The organism is Oceanobacillus salinisoli, from assembly GCF_009733865.1.
Classification (GTDB): domain Bacteria; phylum Bacillota; class Bacilli; order Bacillales; family Amphibacillaceae; genus Oceanobacillus; species Oceanobacillus salinisoli.
Genome location: NZ_WOFB01000002.1, coordinates 84,685 through 96,066, shown reverse-complemented (window position 1 = coordinate 96,066; position 11,382 = coordinate 84,685). Strand labels below are relative to the sequence as shown.

The 11,382-nt window shown below is 38.5% G+C and carries 11 protein-coding genes, 1 other RNA gene, 1 pseudogene and 1 riboswitch; of the genes and pseudogenes, 3 read left to right on the top strand and 10 right to left on the bottom strand.

Features of this window, described 5'->3' with window-relative positions; translation table 11 throughout:
• Positions 1-240: 240 nt before the first annotated feature.
• The 8 genes from ssrS to GMJ66_RS02295 form a co-directional block, all read right to left on the bottom strand.
• A non-coding RNA gene (gene ssrS / locus GMJ66_RS02330) (6S RNA) lies at positions 241-429 on the bottom strand.
• Between the two features lie 55 nt (positions 430-484).
• The gene (locus GMJ66_RS02325; RefSeq protein WP_156288736.1) at positions 485-733 is read right to left on the bottom strand and encodes a sporulation protein; all 249 of its coding nucleotides are present in this window, start codon (positions 731-733) and stop codon (positions 485-487) included.
• A 17-nt stretch (positions 734-750) separates the two neighbouring features.
• Positions 751-885 carry a small, acid-soluble spore protein L gene (gene sspL / locus GMJ66_RS02320; protein ID WP_156288735.1) on the bottom strand — a complete coding sequence of 45 codons (135 nt, stop codon included), beginning with the start codon at positions 883-885 and terminating at the stop codon, positions 751-753.
• A gap of 110 nt (positions 886-995) precedes the next feature.
• Positions 996-2,594, bottom strand: coding sequence for a fatty acyl-CoA synthetase (locus GMJ66_RS02315; protein ID WP_156288734.1), 1,599 nt, complete (start codon positions 2,592-2,594; stop codon positions 996-998).
• A 110-nt stretch (positions 2,595-2,704) separates the two neighbouring features.
• Complete coding sequence (locus GMJ66_RS02310) at positions 2,705-3,424, bottom strand: DUF421 domain-containing protein (RefSeq protein ID WP_231514788.1); 720 nt, start codon at positions 3,422-3,424, stop codon at positions 2,705-2,707.
• A gap of 289 nt (positions 3,425-3,713) precedes the next feature.
• Positions 3,714-4,328, bottom strand: coding sequence for a 3'-5' exonuclease (locus tag GMJ66_RS02305; RefSeq protein ID WP_156288733.1), 615 nt, complete (start codon positions 4,326-4,328; stop codon positions 3,714-3,716).
• A gap of 14 nt (positions 4,329-4,342) precedes the next feature.
• Complete coding sequence (locus tag GMJ66_RS02300) at positions 4,343-5,038, bottom strand: CBS domain-containing protein (protein WP_156288732.1); 696 nt, start codon at positions 5,036-5,038, stop codon at positions 4,343-4,345.
• Positions 5,039-5,187: 149 nt separating this feature from the next.
• Positions 5,188-6,123, bottom strand: coding sequence for an MBL fold metallo-hydrolase (locus tag GMJ66_RS02295; RefSeq protein ID WP_156288731.1), 936 nt, complete (start codon positions 6,121-6,123; stop codon positions 5,188-5,190).
• A 189-nt stretch (positions 6,124-6,312) separates the two neighbouring features.
• Positions 6,313-6,414, top strand: a riboswitch (SAM riboswitch).
• 170 nt (positions 6,415-6,584) lie between these two features.
• On the opposite strand from GMJ66_RS02295, the pseudogene GMJ66_RS02290 reads away from it, so the two are divergent.
• Positions 6,585-7,686, top strand: a pseudogene (locus GMJ66_RS02290) (5-methyltetrahydropteroyltriglutamate--homocysteine S-methyltransferase).
• Between the two features lie 37 nt (positions 7,687-7,723).
• Positions 7,724-8,827: a 5-methyltetrahydropteroyltriglutamate--homocysteine S-methyltransferase gene (locus GMJ66_RS02285; RefSeq protein WP_156288730.1), complete on the top strand. Its 1,104-nt coding sequence runs from the start codon at positions 7,724-7,726 to the stop codon at positions 8,825-8,827.
• 39 nt (positions 8,828-8,866) lie between these two features.
• Here the strand turns inward: GMJ66_RS02285 and menC are convergent, their stop codons facing one another.
• Positions 8,867-9,976, bottom strand: coding sequence for an o-succinylbenzoate synthase (gene menC, locus GMJ66_RS02280; protein ID WP_156288990.1), 1,110 nt, complete (start codon positions 9,974-9,976; stop codon positions 8,867-8,869).
• A 345-nt stretch (positions 9,977-10,321) separates the two neighbouring features.
• On the opposite strand from menC, the gene GMJ66_RS02275 reads away from it, so the two are divergent.
• Entirely contained in the window at positions 10,322-10,780 is a 459-nt protein-coding gene (locus tag GMJ66_RS02275; protein WP_156288989.1) for an S-ribosylhomocysteine lyase, read from the top strand.
• Between the two features lie 142 nt (positions 10,781-10,922).
• Here the strand turns inward: GMJ66_RS02275 and GMJ66_RS02270 are convergent, their stop codons facing one another.
• Positions 10,923-11,348 carry an OsmC family protein gene (locus GMJ66_RS02270; protein WP_156288729.1) on the bottom strand — a complete coding sequence of 142 codons (426 nt, stop codon included), beginning with the start codon at positions 11,346-11,348 and terminating at the stop codon, positions 10,923-10,925.
• Positions 11,349-11,382 lie beyond the last annotated feature (34 nt).

Below are 11,382 nucleotides of genomic sequence, written 5' to 3'. Positions count from 1 at the left end.
TTTTTTGTTCAATTAGCAAAGGTTGTTATAAAAATGGTTGTGAAAAGAACTAGTATCCTTTTATGTTGGGATGTGCTGCTTCACTGAATAGCCTTGCAGCACGACGATCACATTTTTGTTGTTTTCTAATACTTGGGACGTAAAAATTTTAGCTAAGTCGAACCAACATCTTAGCTAAAATCCGTACGTGCAAAAAAGCCAGCTTCCAAAAAGGAAACTGGCCTTAACATTTACCTATGTAGTACAGCCACAATTGCCGTATTTATATAATAAAAAGTTTTAAACCACCACTTCACAAAGTGGGTGTTCGCAGAAATCTTCCTGCCTTCCGCTCTAGTACGACGGCACGGCATTAGGATTCCGATGTAAAACTCCCTATTATCCAATTAGAGGTTAAAACTTAATTAAATACGAACAATGTAGCTTGTACCTATATATTACACTTTCTCACCCAGTATGACAATAGTAAATTCCTACCAATGTTTTAGAATAATAACTCAAAAACTTCTGTCAGCTGCTGTACTCTTTCATCACTTTGGACATTCTTTGCATAGTTCAGTTCATTTTCTAAAACATTGTCTAAGTATGCCATTTCCTCTTCATCTAAATCCTCAACAAATTCTTCTTCATTCTCATAATGACTTTGTTCTATTTTTTTAAGAATATGCTGACAAACTTCATTTTCACTATAATTGGCTAAGGATTCGCGTAAATACTTTAGTGTATTGTCGATGACGTTTCACCTCTTGTTCAAATCTTTGTATTTTTCTTCTTTGCCCGCTGTTCTAATTGTGATTTTGGACGCTGATCAGCCACATCCTCTGTTAAACCTTGGGGATTAATGCTTGAATTGACACGCTTGTTTCTGGCTTTTTTATCTGTCATATAAACACCTCCATTTTTAGTTTTTCTATAATTTATCAATGTATGTATATATGACTTTTATAATAAGAAAAAAAAAAGAGCGATACCTATATTGGTAACGCTCCTTCAAGCTATTTGTTCGTCAAGTCTTCATATTCATCTCTTAATGTACGTTTTAAGACCTTCCCACTTGGATTCTTTGGTAATTTCGTTGTAAATTCAACATATTTAGGAACTTTAAACTTTGACAGTTTCTGTTTACAAAAATCCATCACATCATTATGTGAAAATGTATATCCGTCTTTTGGAACAATAATTGCAGTTATCGCTTCAATCCAATACGCATCAGGTATACCGATAACTGCAACTTCAGAAACACCGTCCATTTGGTAGATAGCTTCCTCCACTTCCCGGCTCGAAACATTGACACCACCAGTATTAATCATATCCTTTTTCCGATCAATAATGGTGATATACCCGTCTTCATCCATAACACCTAAATCACCGCTATGGAACCAGCCATTTCGAAAAGCCTCCGCCGTTTTTTCCGGATCATGTAAATATCCCTTCATGGCGTGCGGAGTCCGATGAACGATTTCTCCAATCTCACCACGGTCAACTTCCTGATCATTTTCATCTACAATTTTTGTTTGGCAGTTTAAGACGGGCATTCCAGCAGAGCCTAACTTATCTAATTGATCTTCTGGCTGTAGGACGGTTACTAGTGGTGCTACTTCTGTTTGCCCATAACAGTTCCATAGCTCTACATTTGGCAGACGTTCACTTAATTCCTTGATTACTTCCCGCGGCATAATGGCTGCACCGTAGTACCCTTTTCGTAAGGAGGACAAATCCCATTTATCAAAATCAGGATGACGGAGCAAACCAATCCAAACGGTAGGCGGGCAGAATAGTGATGTTACTTTTTCATTTTCAATTGTTTTTAAAATAGCCTCAGGTGTTGCTGAACCAAGGATAATTCCACTGGAACCAACATAAATGCTTGGACCTAAAAATACATGGAGCTGGGCACTATGATAGAGTGGCAATGCATGGACGACGACATCTTTGGTCTCGATTTTTGCATCGACAATCGTACTTACATACTCGCTAATAAGACTTTTATGTGTTAACATGACACCTTTTGGTCTGGATTCTGTCCCACTCGTATACAGCACATGAGCCAAGTCATCATCGGCAATGTCTACATCTACAAGTTCTGTAGATTGCCCATTCCGTACTGATGATAAAGGTTTCCATGAAACAAGTTCTTCCCGTTTACTCCCATCCGTATCCATTAAGTAACGAAAATTTATATCCAGCTTACCAGCAGCCTGGTCCAGGACAGATGCATATTCCTCGGAAGCGATCAAACCTGTTACTCCAGCATGCTCTAAAATATACTTTACATCATCTATGGTAAGCATATAATTTACAGGAATCATTACCGCACCAACACGGGCTAAGGCAAAATTGGTAATCACAAAATCCAAACTGTTCTTTGACATAACTGTAATCATATCACCTTTTTTCATCCCGTGAGATGTAAAAGCTTGTGCTGTTTGATTTACCTTGTCATCGAGTTGTTTATAAGTCAGCCGCACACTTTTGTAAGCGATTGCAATTTTGTTTGGACTTCGGTCCTTCGTTCGTTCTAAAAGGTCACCTAGTGTATTTCGTCTTGCCCGTTCCAGTTTCTTATGTAACTCACCATGCATATTAACGGTCATTTTATCACTCCTCTGGAATTATAATTAAACATTTATAGAATTTTCTTTCCATTAGTTTAATTCAGATATAAGAATTTAGCAATATAAAAAGCACAATCCTTTGTTGTGCTTTAGTGATAAATTTTCGGAATATCAACAGCTTCTGTTTTCAGGGACACATGTAATGTTTTATTATTGTCAACTGCGGCATAGAAGACTTTATTAACATCGGTAATACTTAATTTTTGTAATTCCTTTTCTATCCAGATGGCATCCAATTGCAGGTCAGCGAGTACTTCTTCATAGATTTTTCCTTCTACAATAACTGGAAGTGCAAAATCTGGCTGCTTATTCTGTATATTCAAATCCTCCAACACAACCGGCGATTTGCTCCCTTTCCTTAATACGGATAAGTCCCCATTCGCTTCAAGCACTGCAAGTTTTACAATATTAACATCAAATACATCCTTCTGTCTGAGCATCATTAATATATTATCAATGGAAAAGTGCGTTTTTTTCAGGTTCTTAATGATAAATTTTCCATCACTGATCACCACAACAGGCTCAAAAGTAATAAGATTTCCCAATTTTCGATTACGAATTTTCCACTTTGCTACAACTTTTTGCAGTACTCCAATTAAGATAATAGCAACCGCTGTATGGATATGACCTATCGTCGGATCCGCAATATCTGCACCAACTACTGCACCTAAAGCAAGTAAAATGAGAAAATCGAAAATAGGTAATTCGCCAATCGACCTCCTTCCCATATACAATGTAATGAGCAGCAATAATGGTAAAATCGTAACCACTCGTCCCAGTAAGACAGCCATTTCTTTTAATAATTCCACCCCGACACCTCCAACGTTTCACCTGGCTTAACATTAAATTGTGTTAAAGTTGGAAATAGTATGTAACACATGGATATGAAAAATCGGATATTGCTAAATGTTGGGATGCGTGTTTGCTCCGTTTAAGGTGGTGCTGGCGCGATTTGGATTGGTGCGCGCTCGATTTGACTTGGTGATTGCGCAATTTGGATGCTTGAGCGCATTTTAGCTCAATGGTGAAGAATTATGACAACAAAACTGGCGCTAAAGAGCTTAAATAAAAAAGCACACAACATTCATGTGTACTTTTTTATTTAAGATAAAGCTTCTGTTTTTTTCTCGTTTTCTTTACCTTTGGTGCTATATAACCGCGTTCAAAAATTCGACCCTTTGACATGCTGCAAGCTTCCAATACTGTTTCAATTGAGTCTGTCTGATGTTCCTTTAAGACTTTCATTAAAATTTGTGCTGCAACCCGAGCATCCTCTAGAGCATGATGATGTTCCAATTCAAACCCATGATAGGCTGCTAACGTATTTAACTTATGATTTTCCAAATCGGGCCAGGTTTTTTGCGATAATTTGACCGTGCAGAGATAGTCCATTTCTGGATATGGGAGCTTGAAATAATCCAAAGTATTCCGAATGACACTCATATCAAAGCTGGCATTATGAGCAATCACGAGAGGCTCTGTTAAATATTCACTCATCTTTGGCCAAAGCTCACTAAATGTCGGGGCATCTATTACATCCTGATCATGTATTCCATGTACATATGTATGAAAGGAGCTAAACTCCATCATTGGATTAATTAGACTATAAAACTCGTCCACTATCTCATTTTCATTCGCAACCACTACACCAATAGCACATGGACTGTGGCGTTTTTCATTTGCCGTTTCGAAGTCAATCGATACAAAATTCATTGCCGGTTCCCCCTTTACGTATTCACCCGCATTATATCCCAATTGGTGATGATTCCTACGAGAGACTCGGTTGGATCACCATTTTGGGTAATCAAAATGGCTTCTAAGCGGTTCCCGTTGCCAATTTGTTCTTTGAAAATTTCTACCGCTTCATATATCGAACTATTGCCCGATATGAACTTATAATTTTCTTTATCTCCATACCGCAAAACATCAGATAATGGGCTTTCCAGAAGGTCATCATTCAATTGACCGATAGAGTTGGCGAGCCAATTGGTAATCCCTTTTTGAGTGATTAATCCCTGAAATACCTTCTCCCTATAAATGGGGAACTTTGTAAACTCTTTTTCACGGATAATTTTCAAGAGTGATCCAACTGTTTCATTCTCTTGAAAAGTGAAGACTTTCCGCGCAAAAACAGAATAAACAATTCTTGGCTTTGTCAGTTCCTTTTCTATATTAACGATATTATCAACAATCGAATCATGTGGTTCTGCAATCGCATAGGCTGCATCCGTTTTGTTGTGTACAATGGCATTTCGCAATTCAGCAAATTCCAAAAGGTCGTCACTATATCTTTTTACAAGCGAATTGGAGTTTCGCAAAATTTTTACTGCTCTGGAAAACCCTACGTCTTTATGTATGAGCAATGTTTTTAACTCTTTTTCAATACGATTAAATGTTGCTAGAAAAACATCAGAATTCTTCATAAAATTTCCCCTAAAAGTTGTTTTAGCGATAAATAATATTATAAAGCAAACAAAGTGAATCCTCAATTAGTGGAGATCTTACAGCCAGTTAATCACGTGATGATTTCAGAATCGAACTCCATTTCCTTTAAGCGTATCAATGAACAACGTTATAAACTGTTGCTTGCACGAAATAAAACTTTTCCATCACTTACTTTTCGCTCTATTTTTCCGATATCTTCTAAATAAAGAAATCTTGTTATCGTAGCCATCAATGCACTTAATTCAATAATAATATTTAATGTACCGTAAATCTCCTCTGTAACCTGCTTCGCTGTTTTGTATTCGTATTTTACTGCCTCATACGCTTGTTCCAGCCGGTGTTCATGTCGATCTTGCAGTTCTACTACACGGTCCTGAAAATGATAGATAGAATCTCCGTGCCCTGGCAATGCAATATCCGGTGAGTATTCCTTTATGATTTCAAGCGATTTCAAATAGTCACGTAGCGGATTTTGTTCCTCCCCGTTCCATAATCCAATTACTGGTGACACTTCTTTTAAAATATGATCGCCAACAATCATTATGTTCTTCTCTTTGTTATAAAAACAAAATTGATCATAAGCATGACCTGGCGTCCAAATGGTTTCATACATATCGTCACCAAGCTGGATTTCCTGATGATTATCAAATGTATCATCTGGTATAAAATCAAAAATCGATGTATCGTCCCGAAAATGCTCAGGAAGACCAGGACCACCAAACTTAGTTATAAGTTGATTAAATTGCTCTACTGTCAAATTTCTTCGTTTTTCCATTTCCGTTAACCCTAATTTAGGGATGATAACAGGAACACCGATAGTTTCCTGAAACCATTTTGCCAGTCCGACATGATCTTCATGTGTATGGGTGATGACCACTTTTTCTAGAGTTATCCCTGAATCCAGAAAACGCTGCCAGATTTCCATCGCTTCCTTTAGATTTGCTCCTGTGTCTATAACGGTATATCCCTTTTTCCCCTCTATTAAATAACTATTTACATCTCCCATGCCCATAGGAAATGTTACGACTAATTTATGTATGTGATCGGTTATTTGCGATAGCATGTACTTTCTCCTCTTTTTATAATTATGTCCAGCTTCAGCTTTTCGTTGTTATAATACAATTTTAACTTTACCGCTTTCAAATGCAAGATATGTGTATTGCAAGATTTAATTAAATTTTTAAAATTCCAGTGTTGACAATCATTTTTAAGAGGTGTATATTAATGGTTATAATTTAATATTTCGAAATTTTTCTTATCCAGAGAGGTGGAGGGACTGGCCCTTTGAAGCCTCGGCAGCGGACTTTTAATAGTACTGTGCCAATTCCAGTAGCAAGATGCTAGAAGATAAGAAGAGAGCTAGTTAATTACATAATCTAACCCTCTTCTTATTTACGGAAGAGGGTTTTTTGCTTTATTTATTTAAGGGTGAGTCCTAAGCCGGAAAAGGCAACAGGATTCCATGTCCGTTCTTTTGCTATATTACCATAATGAACTTCATTCTATTGAAAAGGAGAGAGATATATGTCCAATTCATTACCTAAAGCACCATTTAAAGCAGACCATGTAGGAAGCCTTCTTCGTCCGGAAAATTTGCGAAAGGCAAGGCAAGATTTCAAAGATGGAAAAATATCTACTGAAGCATTGCGTGAAGTGGAAACGGAAGAAATAAAACGTATCGTGGATAAGCAAATTGAAGTAGGGATAAAAGCAGTGACTGATGGAGAATTCCGGCGTACGTGGTGGCATTATGATTTTCTGGAAAACTTAAACGGGGTGGATGGATACGAACCAGAGCAGGGTCAATCCTTTGCCGGGGTAGAAACAGAGAAACATAGTGTTCGCAATACAGGAAAAATTTCATTTAACCCGAATCACCCCTTTGTCAAAGATTTTGTGGAACTGAAAGAAATCGTTGGTGATCGTGCTATCGCTAAACAAACGATTCCAAGTCCTAACCAGCTATTTGTTGCTGGTATACGTAATCCGGAAATTTACCCAGATATTGAAGAATATGCAAATGATATTATTCAAGCTTATCGTGATGTATTCAAAGCTTTTTACGATGCAGGCTGCCGCTACTTACAACTGGATGATGTATATCTTGCAAGACTTTCTTCTCCAGAAGGGCCGTCTCTGGATAACATTTATTCAAGGGAGCAGTTGATTGATTTGGCATTGCGGGTGACAAATGGGGTACTGGAAGATAAACCAGACGATTTCATTGTAACTACTCACCTTTGCCGTGGAAACTATCGGTCTACCTGGGCATTCGAGGGCAGCTATGACAAAATTGCTCCTACCCTTTTCGCAAAGGAAAAAGTGGATGGATTTTTCCTGGAATACGATGACGAGCGATCAGTATTTCAAACCATTAGAACATATTCCAAATGATGGGGCGCAGGTTGTTTTAGGAGTTGTAACTTCCAAAACGGGTGAATTAGAGGATAAAGAAGCAATCAAGGCACGCATTAAAGAAGCAACTAATTTTATCCCATTAGAGCAGTTATGCTTAAGCCCGCAGTGTGGCTTTTCATCGACTCACCATGGAAATACATTAACTGAAGAAGAACAGTGGAAGAAATTAAAATTTATTGTCGATGTCGCTAAAGAAGTTTGGCAATAAATTTTAGTTCAAATAAAAAAATAGGGAGAGATTTTAAATGACAAAAACATTAGTAAAAGCTCCATTTAGAGCAGATCATGTTGGAAGTTTTTTACGCCCGGAGAATCTACATAAGGCTAGAAAGGAATTTAAAGAAGGGACCATTTCAGCCGAAACATTACGTGAAGTAGAAACAAAAGAGATTAAGCGAATCGTTGACAAGCAAATTGACATTGGCCTTCAAGCTGTAACAGATGGAGAATTCCGCCGTACATGGTGGCACTTGGATTTCATGGAACACTTAAATGGAGTGGAAGGATTTGTTCCAAAGCAGGGATATAAATTTGCTGGAGAGGAAACAGAAAGATATGATGTTCGCACTGTTGGAAAAATCTCCTTTAACCCAGATCATCCACATGTAAAAGATTTTATTGAGTTTAAAGAAATTGTCGGTGACCGTGCTGTTGCAAAACAAACCATCCCAAGTCCAAACCAATTCTTTAATGCGGGTATTCGCGACAAAGAAATTTATCCTGACATTGAGGAATATGCAAATGATATTATTCAAGCATATCGCGATGCCATTAAAGCATTTTACGATGCAGGATGCCGCTACTTACAATTAGATGACGTGTATATTGCAGGACTTAATGCACCGGAAATTCCATTTAATGATAGTGGCTACTCTCGTGAAGAATTAATTGATTTGGCACTTCGCGTGGCCAATGGAGTACTGGAAGGTAAACCCAAAGATTTAGTTGTGACTACGCACCTATGCCGTGGAAACTATCGTTCAACTTGGGCATTTGAAGGCAGCTATGCAAAAATCGCACCAACATTATTTGCTAAGGAACAAGTAAATGGGTTCTTCCTGGAGTATGATGACGACCGTTCTGGTGATTTTAAACCATTGGAATACATTCCAAATGGCGGTCCGCAAGTTGTATTAGGTGTGTTCACATCAAAACATGGGGAACTGGAAAATAAAGAAAACATTTTAGCACGTGTAGAAGAAGCTACAAAATATGTGCCTAAAGAACAGTTATGCATCAGCCCACAATGCGGATTCGCTTCCACGCATCACGGAAACATTTTGACGGAAGATGAGCAATGGGCGAAATTGAAATACATTGTTGATATTTCTAAAGAGATTTGGGGATAAAAAGTTAGCGAACAGCTATTTGTGGCTGTTCGCTTTTCTTTACATCGGAAACTCCTTTACCCATTCCGTAAATGATTCGATTGCTTCCTCATCGATATCATAGCCAATCCCTGGTTTATCAGGAACTTCGATGACGCCATGTTTTGTAACGACTTCCGGCATGATGATATCCTTTTCCCAATACCGGGATGAACTGGACGTGTCGCCAGGCAGCACGAACTGTGGCAGTGTGGAAAGTGCGATGTTATGGGCTCGACCTACCCCCGCTTCCAGCATACCGCCACACCATACTTCCATTTCATGTTCCCTGCAAAAATCGTGGATGCGCTTTGCTTCTGTCAGTCCCCCGACACGGCCGATTTTCACGTTAATTATTTTGCAGCTCCCTAACTCATAAGCTTTTCTGACATCCTCAACAGAATGAATACTCTCATCCAGACATATTGGCGTGTTAAGGTGTGCCTGTAGCTTGGCGTGATCGACGATGTCATCATGCGCCAAGGGCTGTTCAATCATCATCAGGTTGAAGTCGTCCAGTTTTTTTAGGTGGTCTATGTCTTCCAATGTGTATGCGGAGTTAGCATCCGCCATAATAGGCGTATCTGGAAAATGGGCTCGAACCTCTTTTAACACTTCTACATCTGCATCTGGCTTGATTTTCAATTTAATTCGTTTATATCCTTCCTCCAGCGCCTTTTCTATTGTATGTATGAGGGCTTGGGTGGATGGCTTTATACCAATGCTAATTCCTGCATCGATGGATCCATTCTCTCCACCAAGTGCTTCAGCAAGGGGGATATTTTCTCTCTTCGCATATAAATCCCATATCGCCCCTTCTATCGCCGCTTTAGCCATGTTGTTTCTTTTAATTGGACGAAAAAGTTCGGTAACCTCATTAGGGTGATGAATGATACTACTTTTTAATATAGGAATTAAAAAGTCTTCTATGATATGCTTAGATGTCTTTACCGTCTCCTCCGTGTACCATGGAACTGTGAAAGCAACCGATTCCCCATATCCAGCATTACTATCAGGGTCTTTAGCTTCGATAATAAAAAATTCCTTATCCTGTGTTTTGCCAAAACTAGTTACGAATGGATCCTTTAACCGCATTTTCAGCTTTCTTAAGACTATTTTATTTAAAGGTATTGTCAATCTCATGGCCTCCTGATGTTTATTATATTTGAATTTATTATAATTTAAATTATAATTTCAGGCGAATGAAGGGTTATGAGGAAATTGTTTCTCTTCCTTTTCAAACGGTTCTTGTGAACGATCTTTTATAAGTGGACCTCCTTCACTTTACTGTTCACCTTCATCATGGAGCCCACCTTCCCTTCTTATAACCACACACCTGCCCTTAATCTTCCTATCCGAACCTTCCAGTCATTCTAGACTCGAAAATCCTACATTACAGGAACCACTAAATATGTTACTATTTTACATAGAATGATTATTTCATAGTTTAGGAGTTGGATATAAGTGGTTAAAAAAATGAACGTGGAAAGCTTTAACCTTGATCATACAAAAGTACAAGCACCATATATTCGTTTAGCTGGTGTAACGGAAGGTGCGAATGGTGATGTCATTCATAAATATGACTTGCGGTTTAAACAACCTAATAAAGCACATATGGAAATGCCAGCTTTACATTCTTTAGAACACTTAATGGCAGAGTTAATCCGTAACCACCACAGTACAATCGTCGACTTAAGTCCGATGGGATGCCAAACTGGTTTCTACTTAACCGTACTTAACGATGATAATTATGATAAAATTCTCGATACGGTGGAGAAAACGTTAGAAGATGTACAAAAAGCAGACGAAGTTCCTGCGTGTAATGAAGTGCAATGCGGCTGGGCAGCAAGCCACAGTTTGGAAGGCGCCCAGGAACTCGCACGCGAGATGCTTGCAAAAAGAGAGGAATGGAAAGACGTATTTGGTGAACAGTAGGGATAAATGGTAAGGCGAACGGGGTTACACCGTTCGCCTTTTTTGACAGTTTTCTTATCTATATAAGTCCAACTAAGGCATTCGCCTAAGCTTGGCGAACACCAGGTTTTCTAAAAGCAAAAGAACCGTCCCCATGCTTTCTTTATAATTTTATTTCATCTTCCCCGTTAAGGGAATAGCTTGCAAGAATTTCTGCATTCAATGAATGGGATACGGAACAATATTTATCCATCGATAACTGAATAGCTCGAACGACTTTATCTTCAGGTAAATCTCCATTTATTGCATAGTGAATATGAACGGTAGTAAAACGTTTTGGATGGTCATCTGCACGCCGTCCGTTAACAACCATTTCAAATGAGTCTGGTTCCAATCGCATCTTTTTTAAAATCGAAATAATATCAATTCCGGTACACCCTGCAACAGCATTTAACAGCAGTTCTGTTGGTCTGGCACCGGTATTTGATCCACCAAATTCTTCCGCTACATCCATTTTCATTTCATGACCAGATGGAGTAACCCCGGAAAATGTAAATTCCCCATCCCATTTTATCATTTGTTCCAACATTATCACCTCTCGTTTAAAATTGTTACATTTAGTG